Source organism: Blastococcus sp. SYSU DS0669, assembly GCF_054050895.1.
The window spans coordinates 84,740-106,808 of record NZ_JBJHAE010000007.1 but is presented as its reverse complement, the minus strand read 5'-3'; the positions used below and the strand labels follow the sequence as shown (position 1 = coordinate 106,808).

18 protein-coding genes are annotated in these 22,069 nt (G+C 75.0%); 13 read left to right on the top strand and 5 right to left on the bottom strand.

Going from position 1 to position 22,069, the window contains the following annotated elements:
• Nucleotides 1-11: 11 nt before the first annotated feature.
• The gene (locus ACI792_RS10100; RefSeq protein WP_456602486.1) at nt 12-1,823 is read right to left on the bottom strand and encodes an SCO7613 C-terminal domain-containing membrane protein; all 1,812 of its coding nucleotides are present in this window, start codon (nt 1,821-1,823) and stop codon (nt 12-14) included.
• Nucleotides 1,824-1,907: 84 nt separating this feature from the next.
• On the opposite strand from ACI792_RS10100, the gene ACI792_RS10095 reads away from it, so the two are divergent.
• The 5 genes from ACI792_RS10095 to ACI792_RS10075 all read left to right on the top strand — a co-directional run bounded on the left by ACI792_RS10095 (nt 1,908) and on the right by ACI792_RS10075 (nt 7,473).
• Nucleotides 1,908-3,509 carry an ABC-F family ATP-binding cassette domain-containing protein gene (locus ACI792_RS10095; RefSeq protein WP_456602485.1) on the top strand — a complete coding sequence of 534 codons (1,602 nt, stop codon included), beginning with the start codon at nt 1,908-1,910 and terminating at the stop codon, nt 3,507-3,509.
• A 252-nt stretch (nt 3,510-3,761) separates the two neighbouring features.
• Nucleotides 3,762-3,989, top strand: a complete 228-nt coding sequence (locus ACI792_RS10090) for a helix-turn-helix domain-containing protein (RefSeq protein WP_347057180.1) — start codon at nt 3,762-3,764, stop codon at nt 3,987-3,989.
• The gene (locus ACI792_RS10085; RefSeq protein ID WP_456602484.1) at nt 3,986-4,774 is read left to right on the top strand and encodes an enoyl-CoA hydratase/isomerase family protein; all 789 of its coding nucleotides are present in this window, start codon (nt 3,986-3,988) and stop codon (nt 4,772-4,774) included. The genes ACI792_RS10090 and ACI792_RS10085 overlap by 4 nt, the downstream gene beginning before the upstream one ends.
• 79 nt (nt 4,775-4,853) lie before the next feature.
• Nucleotides 4,854-6,752, top strand: a complete 1,899-nt coding sequence (locus ACI792_RS10080; RefSeq protein WP_456602483.1) for an ABC transporter ATP-binding protein — start codon at nt 4,854-4,856, stop codon at nt 6,750-6,752.
• A 256-nt stretch (nt 6,753-7,008) separates the two neighbouring features.
• The gene (locus ACI792_RS10075; protein ID WP_456602482.1) at nt 7,009-7,473 is read left to right on the top strand and encodes an SgcJ/EcaC family oxidoreductase; all 465 of its coding nucleotides are present in this window, start codon (nt 7,009-7,011) and stop codon (nt 7,471-7,473) included.
• Between the two features lie 7 nt (nt 7,474-7,480).
• Here ACI792_RS10075 and ACI792_RS10070 read toward each other — a convergent pair whose 3' ends face one another.
• On the bottom strand, nt 7,481-8,305 hold the full coding sequence (locus ACI792_RS10070; RefSeq protein WP_456602481.1) for a DUF881 domain-containing protein: 825 nt from the start codon (nt 8,303-8,305) through the stop codon (nt 7,481-7,483).
• A gap of 129 nt (nt 8,306-8,434) precedes the next feature.
• Here ACI792_RS10070 and ACI792_RS10065 point away from each other — a divergent pair, with 129 nt between their 5' ends.
• On the top strand, nt 8,435-8,713 hold the full coding sequence (locus ACI792_RS10065) for a hypothetical protein (RefSeq protein ID WP_456602480.1): 279 nt from the start codon (nt 8,435-8,437) through the stop codon (nt 8,711-8,713).
• 190 nt (nt 8,714-8,903) lie between these two features.
• On the opposite strand, the gene ACI792_RS10060 is transcribed toward ACI792_RS10065, so the two are convergent.
• From ACI792_RS10060 to ACI792_RS10050, 3 genes are read right to left on the bottom strand one after another with little or no spacing between them, the layout of a single operon-like run.
• A complete protein-coding gene (locus ACI792_RS10060) occupies nt 8,904-9,614 on the bottom strand; it encodes a sirohydrochlorin chelatase (RefSeq protein ID WP_456602479.1) in 711 nt (236 codons plus the stop codon).
• A complete protein-coding gene (locus ACI792_RS10055) occupies nt 9,611-10,372 on the bottom strand; it encodes an SDR family oxidoreductase (RefSeq protein WP_456602478.1) in 762 nt (253 codons plus the stop codon). Before ACI792_RS10055 ends, ACI792_RS10060 begins: the two co-directional genes overlap by 4 nt.
• Entirely contained in the window at nt 10,372-13,239 is a 2,868-nt protein-coding gene (locus ACI792_RS10050) for an aconitate hydratase (RefSeq protein WP_456602477.1), read from the bottom strand. The genes ACI792_RS10055 and ACI792_RS10050 overlap by 1 nt, the downstream gene beginning before the upstream one ends.
• Nucleotides 13,240-13,502: 263 nt before the next feature.
• On the opposite strand from ACI792_RS10050, the gene ACI792_RS10045 reads away from it, so the two are divergent.
• From ACI792_RS10045 to ACI792_RS10015, 7 genes are all read left to right on the top strand, one after another.
• Nucleotides 13,503-14,516 (top strand): phosphatase PAP2 family protein, encoded by a 1,014-nt coding sequence (locus tag ACI792_RS10045; RefSeq protein ID WP_456602476.1) that lies wholly within the window; start codon nt 13,503-13,505, stop codon nt 14,514-14,516.
• The gene (locus ACI792_RS10040) at nt 14,513-15,271 is read left to right on the top strand and encodes an SIR2 family NAD-dependent protein deacylase (RefSeq protein WP_456602475.1); all 759 of its coding nucleotides are present in this window, start codon (nt 14,513-14,515) and stop codon (nt 15,269-15,271) included. Before ACI792_RS10045 ends, ACI792_RS10040 begins: the two co-directional genes overlap by 4 nt.
• 204 nt (nt 15,272-15,475) lie before the next feature.
• Nucleotides 15,476-17,011: a long-chain-fatty-acid--CoA ligase gene (locus ACI792_RS10035; protein ID WP_456602474.1), complete on the top strand. Its 1,536-nt coding sequence runs from the start codon at nt 15,476-15,478 to the stop codon at nt 17,009-17,011.
• Nucleotides 17,012-17,166: 155 nt separating this feature from the next.
• Entirely contained in the window at nt 17,167-18,480 is a 1,314-nt protein-coding gene (locus tag ACI792_RS10030; protein ID WP_456602473.1) for an NlpC/P60 family protein, read from the top strand.
• 268 nt (nt 18,481-18,748) lie between these two features.
• Nucleotides 18,749-20,020 carry an AAA family ATPase gene (locus ACI792_RS10025; RefSeq protein WP_456602472.1) on the top strand — a complete coding sequence of 424 codons (1,272 nt, stop codon included), beginning with the start codon at nt 18,749-18,751 and terminating at the stop codon, nt 20,018-20,020.
• Entirely contained in the window at nt 20,017-21,045 is a 1,029-nt protein-coding gene (locus ACI792_RS10020; RefSeq protein ID WP_456602471.1) for a DUF58 domain-containing protein, read from the top strand. The genes ACI792_RS10025 and ACI792_RS10020 overlap by 4 nt, the downstream gene beginning before the upstream one ends.
• Nucleotides 21,042-21,998, top strand: coding sequence for a VWA domain-containing protein (locus tag ACI792_RS10015; RefSeq protein WP_456602470.1), 957 nt, complete (start codon nt 21,042-21,044; stop codon nt 21,996-21,998). The genes ACI792_RS10020 and ACI792_RS10015 overlap by 4 nt, the downstream gene beginning before the upstream one ends.
• The last annotated feature ends 71 nt before the right edge of the window (nt 21,999-22,069 follow it).

Below are 22,069 nucleotides of genomic sequence, written 5' to 3'. Positions count from 1 at the left end.
GCCGACGCGGGTCACCGGAGGTCGGCGAGGCGGGCGGCGAAGCCCGCGACCGGCGCGCGTTCGCGCACCACCCCCACGAACAGCAGCACGGTCCCGACCGCCAGCGCGGCGGCCAGCGGCCAGGGCAGTGCCCGCACCGCGAGGCCCAGCGCCAGCACCAGCGCCGACCCGGCCCCGACCAGGATCGGGGCGCGGATGCCGGCTCGGCTCCCCGCCACCATCGCCACCGCGGCAGCGGCCAGCACCAGCACGGCTCGCGGGTCGTCGGGGGAGAGGACGGCGAGCGCGGTCGACGGGACCGCCGCCGCCAGCAGGCCCGGGCCCCACGACGGCCACGACGCCTCCCGCCCGAGGGCCCGCCCCGCCGCCAGCAGCAGACCTCCGGCGGCCGGTAGCGTGTAGGCCTCCACGGTGCCGGTCCCGGCGAGGGCCGCGGCGATCCAGCAGGCCAGGACCAGCTGCGCCGCGCCCACCCGCCAGGCGGTCGTGGCGTCGGTCCCCATGCCGGTGTCGCGGGCGGCCGACCGGCTGGTCCACCACGCCCAGGCGAGCGTGGCCGCGCCCTGGACCGCGAGGTGCACCAGCACCTGGGCCCGGTCACCCTGCACCACGAGGAGCAGCACGGCCAGGGCGGCGACGAGCCCGGCGGCGGTGACCGTGGCCCGCCGGGAGCCGCGGTCCAGCACCGCGGCCGTGCCCAGCGAGGCCACGTACAGCGCGGTCAGCAGGACGGCGGCCCCCGCGGAGGACGCCCAGCCGTCGGGCATGCCCAGGACGGCGGCCCCCGCCAGGCAGCCGACCGCCGTCGGCGCCGCCACTTCCCGGTCGTCGGGCCGCAGCGCCGCCACCCACACCGTCGGGGCCGCCGTGAGGAGCAGCAGGAGCGCCAGCGCCGACCAGTGGGCGCCCGCCACCAGGCGGAGCACCGACAGCACGGCCAGCAGCACGCCCCCGCTCAGCGCCGACGGCAGCAGCAGGCCGCGCCGCCACCCGCTCAGGGAGCCGGCCGGCACGGCGGCGGCCAGCACGCCGGCGAACCCGGCCACGGCGACGGCGACCGGCCCACCGGCGGCGGACGCCCCCGCGACGGCGGCGCCGGTCACCGCCCCGGAGGCGACGGGGACCAGGCGTGGGGGCCCGAGCAGCACGTCCAGCGGTTCGCGCAGCCGGGCGAGCAGCAGACCGGCCGCGGCGCCCGCCACCAGGGCCGCGGCGATCCAGCGTTCTCCGGCCGTGGCCGTCCACGCCTCGCGCAGGCCGGCCAGCACCCCGGCCGCGAACCAGGGAGCCGTCGTCGCCAGGACCAGCCGGGCCACCAGCGGCCGGGCGCAGAGCGCGACCGCGAGCCCCGCCAGCGCGACCGCGAGCAGGAACTCGGTGCGCACGGCGGCCGCGACCCCGTCCAGCAGCCGCAGGACGGCGAGCTGCAGGCCGGCCCAGGCGGCGAGCGGCCAGGCGGCGGTGGCGGGGGAGACGCGCTGCAGCCCGACGAAGGCGCCGGCGAGGGCGAGCGGCAGCAGCGCGTCCCCGGTGCCCAGTGCGGCGACGTCACCGGCCGCCAGGGCGAGGCCCGCGGCGCTGGCCGCGAAGGTCTCGGCCGAGCTGCGCAGCCGCACGCGGTCGGCCCGGACGGAGACCGCGGCAGCGACCGCGGCGAGGACCACGAGCGCCCCCTGCAGCAGCGGGCCGCCGTGGGCGGAGGCGAGCGCCGCGGCGCCGCTCACCAGCAGCACGGCCCCCACGGCCAGGAGCACCTGCGGCGGGCGGGCCGCGTACGGGAACGGCGGCGATACCGGGCGGGTCGTCCGCGCCTCCGGGGTCACCGGAGCACCCTGCCCGCGGGGGTGCCGCCCGAATCACGGCCGATCCGTTCGGAACCCGGCGGTCGAGCGCCTACCCTGGGTGCAGTGATCACGACGACCGGCCTCGAGCTGCGTGCCGGCGCCCGCATCCTCATCAGCGAGGCCTCCCTGCGGGTGCAGCCCGGCGACCGCATCGGGCTCGTCGGGCGCAACGGCGCCGGCAAGACCACGACGCTCACCACCCTGGCTGGCGAGCGCCTGCCGCACGCCGGGAAGGTGGAGGTCAGCGGCGAGATCGGTTACCTGCCGCAGGACCCGCGCAGCGGCGACCTCGACATCACCGCGAGCGACCGGGTGCTCTCCGGCCGGGGCCTGGACGTCCTGAAGGCGCAGCTGGTCAAGGCCCAGATCGCCATGGCCGAGCCCGCGGACGACGACGAGCGCGACCGCGCCGTCCGCCGCTACGGCCGGCTCGAGGACCAGTTCGCCGCCCTGGGCGGGTACGCCGCCGAGAGCGACGCGGCGCGCATCTGCACCAACCTGGGCCTGCCCGACCGCGTGCTGGCCCAGCCGCTGCGCACCCTCTCCGGCGGTCAGCGCCGCCGGGTGGAGTTGGCCCGCATCCTCTTCTCCGACGCCGAGACCCTGCTGCTCGACGAGCCGACCAACCACCTCGACGGCGACTCGATCACCTGGCTCAAGGGCTTCCTGGGCGGCCACAAGAGCGGGCTCATCGTCATCAGCCACGACGTCGAGCTGCTCGACGCCGTCGTCAACAAGGTGTGGCACCTGGACGCCAACCGGGCCACCGTCGACGTCTACAACCTCGGCTGGAAGCCCTACCTGGCGCAGCGGGAGACCGACGAGCGGCGCCGCAAGCAGGAGCGGGCCAACACCGAGCGCAAGATCGACACGTTGAACGCCCAGGCCGACAAGATGCGCGCCAAGGCCACCAAGGCCAAGGCCGCCAAGAGCATGGACAAGCGGGCCGAGCGCCTGGCCGCCGGCCTGGCCGACGTGCGGGTGCAGGACAAGGTCGCCAAGCTGCGCTTCCCGACGCCGGCCCCGTGCGGCAAGACGCCCCTCACCGCGGAGGGGCTCTCCAAGAGCTACGGCTCCCTGGAAATCTTCACCGACGTCGACCTCGCGGTGGACCGGGGCGCGCGCGTCGTCGTCCTCGGGCTCAACGGGGCGGGCAAGACCACGCTGCTGCGGATGCTCGCCGGCACCGAGAGCCCCGACACCGGCGAGGTCAAGGCCGGGCACGGGCTGCGGGTGGGCTACTACGCCCAGGAGCACGAGACCCTGGACATGGACCGGACGCTGCTGGAGAACATGCGCTCGTCGGCGCCCGACAGCACCGACACCGAGCTGCGGCGCATCCTCGGCGCCTTCCTCTTCTCCGGCGAGACGGTCGACCAGCGCACCGGCACCCTCTCCGGCGGCGAGCGCACCCGGCTGGCGATGGCGACGCTGGTCGTCTCGGGGGCCAACGTGCTGCTCCTCGACGAGCCGACCAACAACCTGGACCCGGCCAGCCGCGAGCAGGTGCTCGAGGCGCTGCGCACCTACGCCGGCGCGATCGTGCTGGTCACCCACGACGAGGGCGCCGTGCGGGCGCTGGACCCGGACAAGGTGATCCTGCTGCCCGACGGCACCGAGGACGCCTGGAGCGAGGACCTCGCGGACCTGGTCGAGCTCGCCTGACGCTCCGTCGGCCTCCGGCCGACACCGCGGCCAGGTGCCGTCCCCGTGCTGCGCGGAGCGCGTCCCTGGCGCTCGTCGGGGCTCCTCGGGCCCCGCTCGGAAGGCCGCTTCACATGGCCGACGTCACGCGTCTGGGTGATCATGGGGAGGCGGGCGCCGTGGTCGACGGGACGACGGTGACAGCCAACTACGGGCCGCCACCCCCCATCGGCACGCCGGTGGGCCGGTCGGTGGCCGACACGGAGGGGAGCCATGGCCGACACGAGCACTGCGGACCTCGGCAAGGGCAAGCGGATCACCGGCGGTGATCGGTCGACGCTCGCCGACGAGCTGCGCAAGCGGTACGACGAGGGGGAGAGCATCCGCTCCCTGGCCACCTCGACGAACCGGTCCTACGGCTTCGTGCACCGGCTGCTCTCGGAGTCCGGGGCCTCGCTGCGCAGCCGCGGCGGGGCCAACCGGAACAGCAAGAAGGCGTGACCCCCGACCCCACCGATCCCCCCGCGCCCGGCTGGGTGCGGAGCAGTCGCGACGGCGCCGTCCTCACCGTCACCCTCGACCGCCCGGAGCAGCTCAACGCCCAGACGCCGGCCACCTGGCAGGCGCTGGCCGACGTCGGCGCGGCGCTGGACGAGGACGTCCGCGTCGTGGTCCTGCGCGGCTCGGGCCGGTCCTTCTCGGCCGGGCTGGACCGCAGCATGTTCGAGACCGGCAACGGCAGCGGCGGGGGGCTCGGCGAGCTCGCCCGGCTGCCGGTCGACGAGGCCCAGGAGCGGATCCGCGGCTACCAGGCCGGCTTCCGCTGGCTCCGCTCACCGGGCGTCGTCTCCATCGCCGCGGTGCAGGGCCACGCCATCGGCGCCGGCGCGCAGCTGGCCCTGGCCTGCGACCTGCGGGTGTTCACCGACGACGCCCAGCTCCGGCTGCCCGAGGTGACGCTCGGCCTGGTGCCCGACCTGACCGGCACCAGCACCCTGGTCGAGCTCGTCGGCTACTCGCGGGCGCTGGAGCTGTGCATGACCGGTCGCGCGGTCGGCGCCACGGAGGCCCAGGCGATCGGCCTGGCCACGGTCGTCGTGCCGCGGGGGGAGCTGGACGACGCCGTCGCCGACCTCGCCGCGGCGCTGGTGGCGCCGCCGGTGGGCGCCAGCCGGGCCACCGCCGCGCTGGTCCGCTCCGCCGTCCGCAACGACCCGGAGAGCCAGGACGCCGCCGAGCGGGCTGCCCAGGTGCAGCGGCTGCACGATCTCGTCAGCGGCCGCTGAGACACTCCCAGGAACAAGCGCGGTCGCGCCCCGGTTGCAGTTGCCGCCGGGGCGTGGCCCCGGGGACGAGGGAGGTGGCATGGACGTGAGCCAGTCCATGACCTCCATGGCGGCGATGCGGTCGTTCAGGCGGGACCCGTCGGTGACCGCCCGGCAGCTGCCCAAGGGGACAGTCCGCCGGATCATCGGCATCGCCCGGCCCTACCGGCGCGAGCTGACCCTCTTCCTGCTGCTCGTCGTCGGCTCCTCGGTCATCGGCGTGATCACCCCGCTGCTCGCCGGCAACATCGTCAACCGGATCGCCGGGCTGGAGGGCACCGCCGGCGACATCGTCCAGATCGCGCTGGTCATCGCGGGCCTGGCCGTGGTCGACGCCGGGATCTCGCTGGGCACCCGGTGGTACTCCGCGCGCATCGGCGAGGGCGTCATCTACGACCTGCGCAGCCAGGTCTTCGAGCACGTCCAGCGCATGCCGGTGGCCTTCTTCACGCGCACGCAGACCGGCGCGCTGGTCAGCCGGCTCAACAACGACGTCGTCGGCGCGCAGCAGGCGTTCACCTCGACGCTGTCGGGCGTCGTCAGCAACGTCATCGGGCTGGTGCTCACCGCCGGCGTCATGCTGACGCTCTCGTGGCAGATCACGCTGCTGTCGCTGGTGCTCGTGCCGCTGTTCGTCCTGCCCGCCCGACGCATCGGCCGCCGGCTGCAGGAGATCACCCGGGAGTCCTACTCCCTGAACGCGTCGATGAACGCGACGATGACCGAGCGGTTCAACGTCGCCGGCGCGCTGCTGGTCAAGCTCTTCGGCCGGCCGACCGCCGAGGCGGAGTCCTTCCGCGGCCGGGCCGCGCGGGTGCGCGACATCGGCGTCCTGTCGGCCATGTACGGGCGCACCTTCTTCACCGCGCTGACACTGGTGGCGGCGCTGGCGACCGCGCTGGTCTACGGCCTCGGTGGCTGGCTGGCGTTCACCGGGCAGCTGAGCGCCGGCGACGTCGTGGCGCTCGCGCTGCTGCTGTCGCGGCTCTACGGGCCGCTGACCGCCCTGTCGAACATCCGCGTGGACGTCATGAGCGCGATGGTCAGCTTCGACCGCGTCTTCGAGGTGCTCGACCTGCCGCCGATGATCCGCGAGGCACCCGACGCCGTGCCGGTGCCGGCCGACGACCGGTCCATCGAGTTCGAGTCGGTCTCCTTCAGCTACCCGGCCGGCGCGGACGTCTCGCTGCCGTCGCTGGAGGAGGTGTCGCTGCCCGAGCACGGCGGCCCGGTCGACGTCCTCCACGACATCTCCTTCCGCGTCGCCCCCGGGCAGCTCGTCGCCCTGGTCGGGCACTCGGGTGCGGGCAAGTCGACGATCGCCAACCTGGTGCCGCGGCTGTACGACGCGACCGGCGGGACCGTGCGGGTGGGCGGCGTGGACGTGCGGCGGGCGACGCTGGCCTCGCTGCGCGACGCGGTCGGGGTGGTCAGCCAGGACGCCCACCTGTTCCACGACACCATCGGCGCCAACCTGCGCTACGCGCGGCCGGAGGCGACCGAGGAGCAGCTGTGGGACGCGCTCACCGGCGCCCGCATCGCCGACCTCGTGCGCTCGCTGCCCGAGGGGCTGGAGACGGTGGTCGGCGACCGCGGCTACCGGCTCTCGGGCGGCGAGAAGCAGCGGCTGGCGATCGCCCGGGTGCTGCTGAAGGCCCCTGGCATCGTGATCCTCGACGAGGCGACCGCCCACCTGGACAGCGAGTCCGAGGCCGCGGTGCAGCGCGCGCTGGACACCGCGCTGGCCGGCCGGACGTCGCTGGTCATCGCGCACCGCCTCTCGACCATCCGCAGCGCCGACCAGATCCTGGTCATCGACGACGGCCGCATCGTCGAGGCGGGCACGCACGAGGAGCTGCTGGCGCGCGAGGGCCGCTACGCCGATCTGCACCGCACCCAGTTCGCGCAGAGGGAGCGACGCTCCGTCGTCGTCGGTTGACCCGATCGGGCCCCGGTGCCGATGGCGCTGCGCGCACGACCGGGCACGCATCGTGGCGGGCGCTCGGTGGTTGGCGCGTCGCACCTGATCGGGCGGCGCGGAACACCGGCGAGCGTCGAACGGTGAGGTCACCCGGACCACTAGCGTCACACCTGTCCCAGGCGGCCGCAGCCGGGACACGTGGCCGGGCTGGCGCGGCCACGCAGGACCGCAGCAGGCGTCGGCACGCACCGGCGAACGCCAGCGAGGAGGAGACGTGACCGCAGCGCACCCGCAGGACGCCCAGATCCAGGCTCTGTACGCGGAGTTCATCGACGGTTGGAACCGGCGCAGCGGCGCGGGGGTGGCGGCCGGCTTCGCCGACGACGGCGACATCATCGGGTTCGACGGGAGCCACCACCGCGGCCGGCTCTCCATCGCGGCGGACCTGCGCCAGGTGTTCGCGTCGCACCAGACCCCCGCCTACGTGGCCGTGGTCCGCTCGGTCCGCCCGGTCGGCGACGGCGTCGCGATGCTCACCGCGCACGCCGGCATGATCCCGGCGGGCGCCACCGACCTGGACCCGGAGCTCAACGCCGTCCACACGATGGTCGCCGTGGACGAGGGGCGCGGCCGGTGGCGGATCTCGCTGTTCCAGGTCACCCCGGCGGCGTGGCACCAGCACCCCGAGGCGCGCGAGGCCCTCACCGAGGAGCTGCGGGGGCTGCTCATCCCGCAGTGAGCCCGGCTCAGCCGACGATCGCCTCCACCCGGACCTCGTCGACCTGCTCCACCCGCGCCCGCGCGCCCTCGCGGCCGATGTCGGCGATCACCCCGCCGGAGACCGAGAGGGCGATCTCCATGGCGGCGGGCGGGCCGATGGCGCGGAACTCGTAGGGCGAGGTCAGCGGCTGGCCGTCGATGCGCAGCGCGCCGGGGGAGCCCGTCACCGCGCTGGAGACCACCACCCGCACGCCGTCGACCTCCATCGCCTCCGCGCCCGCGCCCCGCAGTTCCTGGATGGCGCCGAGGACCACCGAGGCGGGGACCGTACCGTCGGGGTCCTGGACGGTCAGCACCACGCCGGGACCGCTCGCCGGGAGGGTCCCCGCCAGGATGCCGATGGCCTCCGCGCGGGAGCGCGCCTCCTCGAGCACGCTGCCCGACTCCTCCTGGCCGCTGCCGAGGTCGTCGAGGGTCTGCCGGGTGTCGCCGATCTCCTGGCGGAGGGCCTCCTCGCGGGCGTTGAGCTCGTCCAGGAGGAGGACCAGGTCGGCCTCCCGGCGCACGTCCTGGTCGGTCGGCTCGGCGGTGTTGCGGATCTGGACGGTGAGGGAGAACCCCAGCGCCACGGTGAGCGCCGCGGTGGCCGCCACGGCGACGGGCCGGCTCCACGAACGGACCGACCATGACCCTCCGGTGGAGGTCGAGGGTTGCGCGGCGGTGGGCGGGCCCGAGTCAGCCGTGCCGTCCTCGGCGCCCGCCGCCGCGCCGTCCGCGGCGCCGAGGTCCCCTGCGACCTGAGGCGGCACCTCGCCGGCGGGATCGGCGTCCCTGCGCTCGTCCCCGTCCATCGCACTCCACAGTAGGTCAGCGGTCCGGTCCGCCGGCGACGCCCGCTGCTTCCAGCCACTGCAACGGAAACGTGCGGATCGGACCCCGGACCGACCCGAGGGGCCGCCCGGTGGGGCCATACTCCTGCCGTGCCGACCTCGACCGCCCGCGACCTCGGTGCCCTGGCGCTCGCCTCGGTGGCCGGGGCGGCCCACCTGGTGGTCGGCTACTTCTACCTGGTGAGCGGGCTCGCCGTGCCGTCGTACGCGCTGCTCCCGCTCTGGGTGCTCTGGCTGGTGCTCGCGGCGTGGCTGATCCGGCTCGCGCTCGCCCGTTCCTGGTGGACGCCGCTGGTGCCGGTGGTCGCCGCCGCGGTGCTCGTCCTCACGGTCGCGGTCGGCGGCGGTCTGCTCGGCTGGCAGGCCTGAGCCGGGCCGTGCGCCGGGGGCTCACCCGCCCGCGGTGGAAGTCGTCCGGCGCCGCGGCGGCGCGGACTCGGCGTGGTGGGTGCGGAGGGCGTGCAGCACGGCCCGGTCCACCACCGGTAGAGGGCGTGCAGGGTGTGCGCCACGAGGGCGAGACAGACGCAGGCCGATCAGCGAGGTCACCGCGGCGAGGTCATCGGCCGGGTGCGACGGCAGGCAGCGCGGCGTCGTAGCGGTCGAGCAGGACGGCGGCGATCCGCTCGTCGGGGAGCAGCGGTGCGGTGACGACGTCGGCCCCCGCACCGGCGAGCTTGTCGTGGAAGTGCCCCGGGGCGAGGAGGTAGGCGGCGATGACCACCTGCCGGGCGCCCCGGGACCGCGCCGCGGCGACGGCGTCGGGCACCGGCGGCGTGGCGGCCGAGCCGTAGCCGGTGGTCACCGGACCGGCCCAGGAGCCCTGGAGGAGGGCGGCCGTGCGCTGGACGTCGGCCACCGACCGCGGGTCGCTGGAGCCGGCGGCGGCCAGCACGACGGCGGTACGGGGGTCGCCCGGGTCGGCACCGGACTCCCGCAGCCGGTCGTGCAGCACCGCGGCCAGCCGGGGGTCGGGGCCCAGCGGGCGGGCGGCGACCGCGGCGTCGTGCGCGGCGACGGCCCCGGCGATGTCGACGTGCACGTGGTAGCCGCCCGACAGCAGCAGCGGGACGACGACCGCGGGGCGCCCCTCGGCGGAGAGGCCGGCGACGACGTCGACGACGGTGGGTGGCTGCACGTCGACGAACGCCGCGGTCGTCACCAGCCCGGGGCGCTGGGCGCGGGCGGCGAGGGCCAGTTCGGCGATCAGCCGCCGGCCGGTCGGGTTGCGGGTGCCGTGGGCGCAGGCGACGAGGACCGGGGCGTTCACAGGGCGCGCGTGACGCCGCCGTCGACGGCGACCATCGTCCCGGTCAGGTAGGAGGCGGCGGGGGAGAGGGCGAAGGCCGCCACCCGCCCGAACTCTTCCGGGCGACCGACCCGGCGCAGCGGGATGGCTGCCTCGGTACGGGCCCGCATCGCGGCGGCGTCACCGGATGCGGCCTCGATCTCGGCGATCCGGTCGGTGGCGATCGTGCCGGGGAGCAGCCCGAGCACCCGGATGCCGCGCGGCCCCAGCTCGTCGGCGAGGGCCTTGGCGGTCATCGCCAGCCCGGGGCGCAGCCCGTTGGAGATCGCCAGGTGGCCGATCGGCTGGCGCGCGGAGACGGAGAGGACGAAGACGATCGCGGCGCCGTCCGACAGGTGCGGGACGAGCGCCTTGACCAGGCGCAGCGGGCCCAGCAGCACGCTCTCCACGGCGGTCCGCCAGTGCTCCTCGGCGACGTCGAGCACGCTTCCGGGCGCCGGGCCGCCGACGGAGATCAGCGCGCCGTCGATGCTGCCCAGGTGCTCCCGGGCGGAGGTGACCAGCCGCTCGGCGGCGCCGGTGTCGGCCAGGTCGGCCGCGATGCCGGACGCCGCCGGCGCCCCACCCAGGGAGGCGACGGCGGCGTCCACGGACTCCGGCGTCCGGGAGCTGACCAGCACCCGGGCGCCGTCGTCGACGAGGGTCCGGGCGGTCGCGAAGCCCAGCCCCCGGCTCGCGCCGGTGAGCAGGTACCCGCGGCCGCCCAGACCCAGGTCCATCAGGCGGCCGAGCCGCGCAGCGAGCGGAGGACGTACTGCATGATCCCGCCGTTGCGGTAGTAGTTCGCCTCGCCGGGGGTGTCGATGCGCACCCGGGCGTCGAACTCGGTCGTCCGACCGTCCGATGCCTGAGCCTTGACCTTCACCGTGCGCGGGACCTCGCCGTCGTTCAGCGCGGTGATCCCGGTGATGGTGAACTCCTCGTCGCCGGTCAGGCCGAGCGACTCGCGGTCCTGGCCCTCGGGGAACTGCAGCGGCAGGACGCCCATGCCGATGAGGTTCGAGCGGTGGATGCGCTCGTAGCTCTCCGCGATGACGGCCTTGACGCCCAGGAGCGCGGTGCCCTTGGCGGCCCAGTCGCGGGAGGACCCGGAGCCGTACTCCTTGCCGGCCAGCACGACCAGCGGGATGCCGGCGTCGATGTAGGCGCGCGAGGCGTCGTAGATCGTCGTCGTCTCGCCGGTCAGGTGGTTCTTCGTGACGCCACCCTCGGTGCCGGGCACCAGCTGGTTGCGCAGCCGGATGTTGGCGAAGGTGCCGCGGATCATGACCTCGTGGTTCCCGCGGCGGGAGCCGTAGGAGTTGAAGTCGCGGCGGTCCACGCCGTGCTCGCGCAGGTACTTGCCCGCGGGGCTGTCGGCCTTGATCGAGCCGGCCGGGGAGATGTGGTCGGTCGTCACCGAGTCGCCGAGCACCGCCAGGGTGCGGGCGCCGGTGATGTCCTCGACCGGGGCCGGCTCGGCCGGCATGCCCTCGAAGTACGGAGGGCGCCGCACGTAGGTGCTGTCCTCGGCCCACTCGAAGGTGTCACCGGTCGGCGTGGGCAGGTTCTGCCACTGCTCGGTGCCGGCGAAGACGTCCTCGTAGCTGCGGCCGAATTGTTCCGCGGAGACGGCGTGGTCGATGACCCGCTGGACCTCCTGCGGCGACGGCCAGATGTCGTGCAGGAAGACGTCGTTGCCGTCGGTGTCCTGACCCAGCGGGTCGTTGTTCAGGTCGACGTCCATGGACCCGGCGAGCGCGTAGGCGATGACCAGCGGCGGCGAGGCCAGGTAGTTCATCTTGACGTCCGGGTTGATCCGGCCCTCGAAGTTGCGGTTGCCGGAGAGCACCGAGACGACGGCGAGGTCGGCCTCGTTGACCGCCTGGCTGACCGGCTCGGGGAGCGGGCCGGAGTTGCCGATGCAGGTCGTGCAGCCGTAGCCGACCAGGTAGAAGCCCAGCTTCTCCAGGTACGGGGTGAGCTCGGCCTTCTCGTAGTAGTCCATGACGACCTTGGACCCGGGGGCCAGCGTCGTCTTCACCCACGGCTTGCTGGTCAGCCCGCGCTCGACGGCGTTCTTGGCCAGCAGCGCGGCGCCGATCATCACCTGCGGGTTCGAGGTGTTGGTGCAGGAGGTGATCGCGGCGATCACGACGTGGCCGTGGTCGATCTCGGTCTCGGTGCCGTCCTCCATGACCACACGGGTCGGCTTGGAGGGGCGTCGGCCGACGTCGTGGCCGTCGTAGTGGTGCGGCTTGCCGGCCTCGCCGTTGCCGTGGGTCTCGGCGATCGGGTCGGACGCCGGGAAGGTCTCGGCCACGGCCTCGTCGACCGAGGAGGTGACGCCGTAGGGCTTCTCCTGCGACGGGACGCCGGGCTTGCGGTCCTCGCCGCCGGTCTCGTCGTCGGCCACGTAGTCGGCCAGCGCCGCGCGGAAGGCCGGCTTGGCGTCGGTGATCGCGACGCGGTCCTGCGGGCGCTTCGGGCCGGCGATCGAGGGGACGACGGAGCCGAGGTCGAGCTCCAGGTACTCGGAGAAGGCCGGCTCGCGGGACGCGTCGTGCCAGAGGCCCTGCTCCTTGGCGTAGGCCTCGACCAGCTTGACCTGCTGCTCGTCGCGGCCGGTGAGCTTCAGGTAGGTGATGGTCTCCTCGTCGATGGGGAACATCGCCGCGGTGGAGCCGAACTCGGGGCTCATGTTGCCGATCGTGGCGCGGTTGGCCAGCGGCACCGCGGAGACGCCCTCGCCGTAGAACTCGACGAACTTCCCGACCACGCCGTGCTGACGGAGCATCTCGGTGATGGTGAGGACGAGGTCGGTCGCGGTGGCGCCGTCCGGCAGCTGGCCGAAGAGCTTGAAGCCCACCACGCGGGGGATGAGCATCGACACCGGCTGGCCGAGCATCGCGGCCTCGGCCTCGATGCCGCCGACGCCCCAGCCCAGCACGCCGAGGCCGTTGACCATGGTGGTGTGGCTGTCGGTGCCCACGCAGGTGTCGGGGTAGGCGACGACGCGGTCACCCTCCTGCCGCGGGAAGACCACGCGGGCCAGGTGCTCGATGTTGACCTGGTGGACGATGCCGGTGCCCGGGGGGACGACCTTGAAGTCGCTGAAGGCGCCCTGGCCCCAGCGCAGGAACTGGTAGCGCTCGCCGTTGCGCTCGTACTCGATCTCGACGTTGCGCTGGAACGAGTCCTCGGTGCCGAAGATGTCGGCGATCACGGAGTGGTCGATGACCAGCTCGGCGGGGGCGAGCGGGTTGATCTTCTGCGGGTCGCCGCCGAGCTCGGCCATGGCCTCGCGCATGGTGGCGAGGTCGACGATGCAGGGCACGCCGGTGAAGTCCTGCATGACCACACGGGCCGGGGTGAACTGGATCTCCTGGTCGGGCTCGGCCGACGGGTCCCAGTTGGCGATCGCCCGGATGTGGTCGGCGGTGATGTCCGCGCCGTCCTCCGTGCGCAGCAGGTTCTCGAGGAGGACCTTCAGGCTGAAGGGCAGCTTCTCCGCGCCCTCCACCGCGTCGAGCCGGTAGATGTCGTACTGGGTGCCGTCGACGTCGAGCGTCGACCGGGCCCCGAAGCTGTCCTTGCTGGCTGCCACTTCTCTGCGCCTACCCCTCGTGGTTCATCACGCGTCGTTGACCACCCCCGATCATCCCAGCCCGCGGCCGGGAGCACCGAGTCAGGCGACCCTTCCTTCACCCGGTGACCCCTGTCACGGGTCGGGAAACCGGGCCGGGAGCTCCGGGTGGCTCGTGACCCTCCCGTCCGCGCAGCCGCAGCAGCCCCACCGCTCGGCGGCCGACGGCGCGCCGCGGCCGCGTGTGCCGACCGTGGGTCGCGGTGCGGTTACGGTCCCGCGCCATGACCGCGGTCGACCCATCGGCACCCGCCCTGGCGGCGGCCCCGCCCGTCCTCCGGGACGCCGTGGATGCCGCGGCCGGCGCGCCCGGTACCCGAGCCCGGGTGGTCGCCGGCGGGCTCTGGGGCGGCCTCCTGGTGGCGTTCGCGCTGACCTGCGCCGCGCGCGGCCTGCCGACCGACCGCGTGGTGCTGCTCGGGTGGGTGCTCGCCGGGCTGGCCGTGCACGCCGCCACGCAGGGCTGGCGCCGGGTGCTCCGCCTGCTGGCCGACTGGCTGCCGCTGGTGGCCGTGCTGCTGGCCTACGACGCGACCCGCGGGCTGGCCGACGGGCTCGGGGTGCCGGTGCACGTCCGCGAGGTGGCCGACGCGGACCGCTGGCTCACCGGCGGCGTGCTGCCCACGGTCTGGCTGCAGGAGCACGTGCAGGCCGACTGGTGGAAGGCCGTGGCGACGCTGGTCTACAGCAGCCACTTCGTCCTCACACCCGTGGTGCTCGCGGTGCTGTGGCTGCGCGACCGCGCGCGCTGGGCGCACTGCGCCCGCCTCGTGGTGGCGCTCTCCCTGGCCGGGCTCGTCACCTACGTGCTCTACCCGGCGGCGCCGCCGTGGCTGGCGGCCAAGCAGGGCGTCATCGAGCCGGTCGCACGGATCAGCAGCGCCGGGTGGGAGGTGCTGGGGCTGCCCCGCGCCGGGGTGCTGCTGGACACCAGCCAGGGCCAGGTCAACCTGGTCGCGGCGGTCCCCTCGCTGCACACCGCCTTCGCCGTCCTCATGTGCCTCGTGCTCCTGCCGCTGGCCCGGCGGGCATGGCAGCGGGCCGCGCTGGTGGCCTACGCCGTCCTCATGCCCCTGGTGCTGGTCTGGTCGGGGGAGCACTACGTCGTCGACACCCTGCTCGGCGCCGCCTACGCGTGCGCCGTCGTGCTGCTGGCGCCGCCGGCCGGGCGCCTGGCCCGGGCAGGCTCTCGGCGCGCGGCCGCGGCGTTGCGCGTACCCCTACCGTGGCAGGGGTGAGCGGCACCGTTCCCGACCCGCTGCCCGGCTGGCTGACCGCCGCGCGCCGGATCACCGTGCTCAGCGGCGCGGGCATCTCCACCGACAGCGGCATCCCCGACTACCGGGGCCCGAACGGCGTGTGGACGCGGGACCCGGACGCCGAGAAGCTGGTCACCCTCTCCTACTACGTGGCCGACCCCGACATCCGCCGCCGCGCCTGGCTGATGCGCCGCGACCTGGGCGCGCAGGACGTGCGGCCCAACGCCGGGCACGCCGCGCTGGTCGACCTCGAGCGGCAGGGCAGGCTGCGCACGCTGGTCACCCAGAACGTCGACGGGCTGCACCAGGCGGCGGGCTCGGACCCCGCGCGGGTGGTGGAGATCCACGGCACCGTGCACGAGGTCGAGTGCCTGGGTTGCCACGCCCGGACGACGATGGCCGAGGCGCTGGACCGGGTGGCGGCGGGGGAGCCCGACCCGGCCTGCCGGGCCTGCGGGGGGATCCTCAAGTCGGCGACGATCAGCTTCGGGCAACTGCTGGACCCCGACGTCGTCGAGGCCGCCGTGGACGCGGCCGCCGACTGCGACGTGCTGCTCGCGGTGGGGACGTCCCTCCAGGTCCACCCGGCGGCGGGGTTGGTCGACGTCGCCGTCCGCCACGGGGCCCGCGTGGTGGTGGTCAACGCCGAGCCGACGCCCTACGACGACGTCGCCGACCTGGTCGTCCGCGAGCCGATCGGCACCGCGCTGCCCCGGCTGGTCGCCGGCGGCTGACCGCGTCCTCCCTCACCGCCGGGCGTCCTGCCGCACGGCCCGCGGTGCGGGAGGACGCCCCATGATCAGGTCCCCTGATCCCGGCTGGAGCGGCGCCGGGCCGGCCGGGCGCCTCGCCGCTCGTCGCCGTCCCCGCCGACCGCTAGCGTGACGGGGACCACGTCGACGGCCGGCCCGCGCCGGCCCAGCAGCCCGGGAGCCGGCATGCGCGTACCCCTCACCAGTCGCGACTTCCTCGACCGCGCGGAGCTCGTCTACGGCGACCGCGTCGGCATCGTCGACGAGCCGGCGCAGCCCGCGCCGTCCCTGGGCGAGGTGACCTACCGGGAGGTGGCCCGGCGCGGCCGCGCCCTGCAGGCCGGGCTCGACGCGCTGGGCGTCGGGGAGGGGGAGCGGGTGGCGATCGTCAGCCACAACGCCGCCCGGCTCCTCGAGGTGCTGCTGGCGGTGCCGTCGTCGGGCCGCGTCGCGGTCCCGATCAACTTCCGGCTGCAGCCCGAGGAGGTCGAGTACATCGTCGGCCACTCCGGCGCCCGGGTGCTGCTGGTCGACCCCGAGCTGGAGACCTCGCTCAAGGGCGTGCGCACCGACCACCGGTTCGGCACGGGGGACGAGTACGAGCAGCTGCTCCGGTTCGACGACGAGGCGCGGCCGTGGTCGGAGCCCGACGAGGACGCCACGGCGACGATCAACTACACGAGCGGGACGACGGCGCGGCCCAAGGGCGTGCAGATGACCCACCGCAACATCTGGGTCAACGCGGTCACCTTCGGCATGCACATGCAGGTCAGCGACCGCGACGTCTACATGCACACGCTGCCGATGTTCCACTGCAACGGCTGGGGCCTGCCCTACGCCATGGCCGGCGTCGGCGCCCGCCAGGTGGTGATCCGCAAGATCGACGGCGCGGAGATCCTGCGCCGCGTCGACCAGCACGGCGTCACGGTGATGGCCGGGGCACCCGCCGTCTGGAACGCCGTCCTGGACGCCGCCGCCGACTGGGACGGCGAGATCCCCGGGCGCGACCGGGTCCGGATCATCGTCGCCGGTGCGCCGCCGCCGTCCCGGACGATCGCCCGCGTCGAGGCCGAGCTCGGCTGGGAGTTCAACCAGATCTACGGCCTCACCGAGACCGCCCCGCTGCTGACCATCAACCGGCCGCGCGCCGAGTACGACGACCTCGACCCCGAGGAGCGCGCCAAGCGGCTCTCCCGCGCGGGCGTGCCGTCGATCGGCACCCGGATGGCGATCAGCGACAGCGGCGAGGTGCTGGCGCGCAGCAACACCGTGCTCGCCGGCTACTGGGAGAACCCCGACGCCTCGGCCGAGGCCCTCGAGGGCGGCTGGTTCCACACCGGCGACGGCGGATCGCTCGACGAGCACGGCTACCTGACGATCTCCGACCGCAAGAAGGACGTGATCATCACCGGCGGCGAGAACGTCTCCTCGATCGAGGTCGAGGACGTGGTGTTCAGCCACCCGGCGGTCGCGGAGGTCGCGGTCATCGGCATCCCCGACGACAAGTGGGGCGAGATGGTCACCGCCATCGTCGTCCTGGCCGAGGGGGAGCAGGCCACGGAAGCGGACATCATCGCCCACTGCAAGGCGCGGATCGCGGGGTACAAGGCGCCCAAGCGGGTCGAGTTCCGCGACGAGCTGGCCCGCACCGCCACCGGGAAGATCCAGAAGTTCAAGCTGCGCGAGGACTTCTGGGCCGGCAGCGAGCGCAAGGTCAACTAGCCGCCGTCGTCCCACCTCCCGCCGTCTCACCCGACCTGGGGTCCCACCCGTCGGGGTGAGAGGCGTTCAACGACGTCCCCGTCCGCACCGATCACCAGCACGGTGGCGCCCTGCCCGGGCGCCGGTCGTCGATGTGCTGGAAGAGGTCGGACAACGTGGACAGCGCTATCCGGAGCGGTACGGCGCGCACCCCGGGGGCCCGCACGGTGCTGCGGGTCGCCGGGACGGCGCTCGCCGGTCTCGTCCTGCTCGGGCTGACCCCGGCGGTCGCGGAGGCGGCGCCCCGCCGACCCAGCGACAGCCAGATCGCCGCCGCCGAGGGGCGCGCCGCCGCCGTCGCCGACCGCATCGGTGCGCTCAGCGGGCAGCTGGTGGACGCGCAGGCCGAGGTGGACGCCGCCCGCGCCAGGTCGGCGATCGCGCTGGACGAGTACCAGGCGACGCAGGAGGCCTTCGAGGCGGCGCGGGCACACGCCGACGCCGCCGCGGCCGCCTCGGCGCAGGCCGCGGCCGAACTCGGCGTGGCCCGGGACGACGTGGTGGCCTTCGCGCGACGCAGCTACATGGAGGGCAGCACCTACTCCGGCGCGGCGGCGCTGGTCACGGCCGGCGACCCCGGCCAGCTGGTCGAGCGCGCCGCCCTGCTCGAGGCGGCCGGCGCGCACCGGACCGACGTCCTCGTCCGGGTCGCCGAGCTCAAGGTGAGCGCCGACCGCGCCGACGCCGTGGCGCAGACCGCGCTGGTCGAGGCCGACGCGCTGCAGGCCGAGGCGACGGCCACGCTGGAGATCGCCCGCACCGCGGAGATCTCGGCCCGCGCCCAGGCCGCCGACCTCGCCACCGAGGAGCAGCAGCTCCAGCAGGAGCTCGCCACCGCCCAGGAGGAGCTGCAGGACCTCGTCGGCGAGCGGGAGGCGGCGGAGCTCACGGCTACCGCCGTCGCGGCCCCGGCCGCGGCCCCGGCCCCGGCGCCGCGACCGGCCCCCGCTCCCGCCCCGGCCCCCGGGGGCGGCGACCGGCCGGTCAGCACCCCGGCGCCCGTCGGCTCCGGCGACGCCTCCGCGGCGCAGCAGGCCATCGACGCCGCCATGGCGCACCTCGGCCTGCCGTACGCCTGGGGCGGCGGCGGGACGCGCGGCCCCGGCCCCGGCCAGGACCCCGACGCGGGCGTCGTGGGCTTCGACTGCAGCGGCCTCACCCAGTACGCCTACGCCCAGGCCGGCATCCGCATCCCCCGGAACAGCCGGGACCAGTACGCCGCGCTGCCCAAGGTGGCCGGTGACGACCTGCGCCCCGGTGACCTGGTCTTCTGGGGCACCGACCCGGGCAACCCGGGCTCCATCACGCACGTCGCCCTGTACCTGGGCGGGAACCAGGTGGTGCAGGCCCCGCAGAGCGGCGACGTGGTCAAGGTGTCGGCGATGTGGTGGCGCGGCTACGTGGGCGCCGTGCGCCCCAGCGCCCGCTGAGCGGCGGACCCACCGCCGGACGTGAGGCGTCGGGCAGCCACGGGGGGAGCTGCCCGACGCACCGCACACGCTAGCAGTCCCGGCCTGCCGTGGGCAGGGATATCGCGCTCCCTCCGCAGTCGTTCCAGGCGGGGACGCGCGGCGGGTCGCGACGGCGCGGCGGCACACGGCTCCGGTGTAGGACACTGGGCCGGGGCCGGCACGGCACGGCCCCGTCGACGGCCTGCCCGAGCCGGGTGGTCGCGGCCCGGCACGACCAGGGAGCCACGTGTCCAGCGCTGCCAGCACACCGACCGAGAGCGCGCCCGCCCACCCGCAGGCGCCCGTGCCCCCCTCGGTCGACGCCGCCCGGCTGGAACGGGTGCTCTTCGAGATCAAGCGCGTCATCGTCGGCCAGGACCGTCTGGTCGAGCGGATGCTCGTCGCGCTCCTCGCCCGGGGCCACGTGCTGCTCGAGGGCGTGCCCGGGGTCGCCAAGACCCTCGCCGTCGAGACGCTGGCGACCGTCGTGGGCGGCACCTTCTCCCGGCTGCAGTTCACCCCCGACCTGGTGCCGGCCGACATCATCGGCACCCGCATCTACAAGGCCGGCCAGGACGCCTTCGACACCGAGCTCGGCTCGGTCTTCGCCAACTTCCTGCTCACCGACGAGATCAACCGGGCCCCGGCCAAGGTGCAGTCGGCGCTGCTGGAGGTCATGGCCGAGCGGCAGGTCTCCATCGGTGGCGTGTCGCACCCGCTGCCCGACCCGTTCCTCGTGCTGGCGACCCAGAACCCGATCGAGAACGAGGGCGTCTACCCGCTCCCGGAGGCCCAGCGCGACCGTTTCCTCATGAAGGTGCTGGTCGACTACCCGAGCTCCGAGGAGGAGCGCGAGATCATCTACCGGATGGGCTCCCAGCCCCCGGTGGCCGAGACGGTGCTCGGCCCCGACGAGCTCCGCCGGCTGCAGCGGACCGCCTCGCAGGTGTTCGTCCACCACGCCCTCGTCGACTACGTCGTGCGCCTCGTCGTCGCCACCCGGTCGCCGCGCGAGCACGGCATGGAGGACGTCGCGACGTGGGTCTCCTACGGCGCGAGCCCCCGGGCCTCGCTCGGGCTGATCGCGGCCGGCCGGGCGCTGGCGCTCGTGCGCGGGCGGGACTACGTGCTCCCGCAGGACGTCCTCGACGTCACCGCCGACGTGCTGCGCCACCGGCTGGTGCTCTCCTACGACGCGCTCGCCGACGGCGTGCCGGCCGACCACATCGTCAAGCGGATCGTGCAGACCGTCCCGCTGCCGCAGGTGGCGCCCCGCCAGGGCGCCTCGGGCGGGGGCCCCGGCGTGCCGGGCGGGCCGTCGGTGCCCCAGGGGCAGGCCGGGCCCTTCTTCGGCCCGCCGCAGGGCATGCCGCAGGGTGGGCCGTGGGGGCAGAACGGGCCGCAGCCGCAGGCCGGCCCGCACTACGGCCACGGACCGCAGGGTCCCGGCCGGCCGGCGCCGGGTGAGCACGGCGCGCACGGCAGCCCCAACGGCGCACCCGGGTCGCAGCGGACGTGATCGGCCGCCGTCGCCGGGCGGAGCCGCCGCCGGCCGCGCCCGAGCACAAGGGGCTGCTGCTGCACCCGGCGACGCCGAGCTCGGGCGCCGGCCCGGGGGGTGAGGACGGGGCGCCGCCGCGCTTCACCGACGGGCCGGCGGACGTGCTGCTCCGCCGCCTCGAGCTCACCGTGCGTCGCCGGCTGGACGGCCTGCTGCAGGGCGACCACCTCGGCCTCGTCCCCGGTTCGGGCAGCGAGGCGGGCGACTCGCGCACCTACCACCCCGGCGACGACGTCCGCCGCATGGACTGGCCGGTCACCGCCCGCACCCAGGTGGCGCACGTCCGGGAGACCATCGCCGACCGCGAGCTGGAGACGTGGGCGGTGGTCGACCTCTCGGCGAGCCTGGACTTCGGTACCGCGAACTGCCAGAAGCGTGACCTCGCGATCGCCGGGCTGGCGGCGGTCGGGCACCTCACCGTGCACGGCGGCAACCGGCTGGGCGCCGTCGTCACCACGGGGGAGCGGGTCGACCGGTACCCGGCGCTGCCCGGGCGGCTCGCGGCCGAGCGGCTGCTCCGCTCGGTGGTGGCGACGCCGCGGGCCGGCACCGGCCGCCGGGGCGACCTCGCCGCGGCCCTCGAGACCCTGCGCCGCCCCCCGCGCCGGCGCGGCCTGGTGGTGGTGATCTCCGACTTCCTGGGTGACGACGACTGGGAGCGGCCGCTGCGCGGCCTGGGCGCCCGGCACGATCTGCTGGCGGTCGAGGTCGTCGACCCCCGCGAGCTGGAGCTGCCCGACGTCGGCCTGCTCACCGTCGTCGACCCCGAGACCGGCCAGACGCTCGAGGTACCGACCGGCGACGCCGAGTTCCGCGCCCGGTACGCCGAGGGCGCCGCCGCCCAGCGCGCGCGGGTGGCCGCGGCGCTGCGCCGGGCCGGGGCCGGCCACCTGCAACTGCGGACCGACCGTGACTGGCTCATGGACGTCGTCCGCTTCGTCGCCGAACGCCGGCGTGCCGGCAGCGGAGGGGCCTCTCGATGACGTTCCAGTCCCCGTGGTGGCTGCTGGCCCTGCTGGTGGTCGCCCTGCTGGTGGCCGTCTACGTGGTGCTGCAGCTGCGGCGTAAGGCCTACGCCGCCCGGTTCACCAACGTGGCGCTGCTCGGCTCGCTGGTGCCCAAGCGGCCCGGCTGGAAGCGGCACCTGGCGTTCGGGCTGGTCGCGCTCGGCCTGGCCGCGCTCGTGGTGTCGCTCGCCGTGCCCAGCACCGAGGTGCGGGTGCCGCGGGAGCGGGCGACCGTCGTCATGGCCGTCGACGTCTCGCTCTCCATGGAGGCCCAGGACGTCGAGCCGACCCGGTTCCAGGCGATGCAGCGGGCGGCGACCGAGTTCGTGGACGTGCTGCCCGAGCGGATCAACCTGGGCCTGGTGACCTTCGCCGGTACGGCCACCACGGTGGTGCCGCCGACCACCGACCGCGCGCAGGTGGCGGTCGCCATCGAGAACCTGGACCTCGCGGAGGCGACGGCGATCGGCGAGGCGGTCTTCACCTCGCTGGCCGCGATCGAGAACTTCCAGGCCTCGCTGGAGAGCAGCGGCCAGGAGCCGCCGCCGGCCCGGATCGTGCTGCTGTCGGACGGCACCAACACCGTCGGCCGGGACGACACGCAGGCCATCGAGGCCGCGCGCGCCGCCGGGGTGCCGGTCTCCACGATTGCGTTCGGCACCGACTACGGCACCCTCGACATCGACGGCGAGCGGGTGCCGGTGCCGGTGGACCGCGCGGCGCTCGAGGAGATCGCCGACCAGACCGGCGGCAGCTACAGCGAGGCCGCCAGCGCCGCGGAGCTGGAGCAGGTGTACGCCGACCTGGGCAGCCAGATCGGTTACACCACCGAGCCGAAGGACATCAGCCCGTGGTTCGTGCGGGCCGGCGTCCTGGTGGTGCTGATCGGCGCCGTCCTCAGCCTGTTCTGGACCAACCGCCTGATCTGAGAACGGGCCCCGCCGCCCCCACCGCTCGCTTCGCTCGCGGCAGGCCCCTGCGGCGGGGCCGTTCGAGCCGG

Bases quoted from the DNA above. Each gene is read 5' to 3' on its own strand.
- ACI792_RS10055 (WP_456602478.1), bottom strand. From the start codon at position 10,372: ATGGACCTGGGTCTGGGCGGCCGCGGGTACCTGCTCACCGGCGCGAGC.
- ACI792_RS10045 (WP_456602476.1), top strand. From the start codon at position 13,503: ATGACCGCGGTCGACCCATCGGCACCCGCCCTGGCGGCGGCCCCGCCC.
- ACI792_RS10070 (WP_456602481.1), bottom strand. From the start codon at position 8,305: ATGGACGGGGACGAGCGCAGGGACGCCGATCCCGCCGGCGAGGTGCCG.
- ACI792_RS10015 (WP_456602470.1), top strand. From the start codon at position 21,042: ATGACGTTCCAGTCCCCGTGGTGGCTGCTGGCCCTGCTGGTGGTCGCC.
- ACI792_RS10035 (WP_456602474.1), top strand. From the start codon at position 15,476: ATGCGCGTACCCCTCACCAGTCGCGACTTCCTCGACCGCGCGGAGCTC.
- ACI792_RS10080 (WP_456602483.1), top strand. From the start codon at position 4,854: ATGGACGTGAGCCAGTCCATGACCTCCATGGCGGCGATGCGGTCGTTC.
- ACI792_RS10090 (WP_347057180.1), top strand. From the start codon at position 3,762: ATGGCCGACACGAGCACTGCGGACCTCGGCAAGGGCAAGCGGATCACC.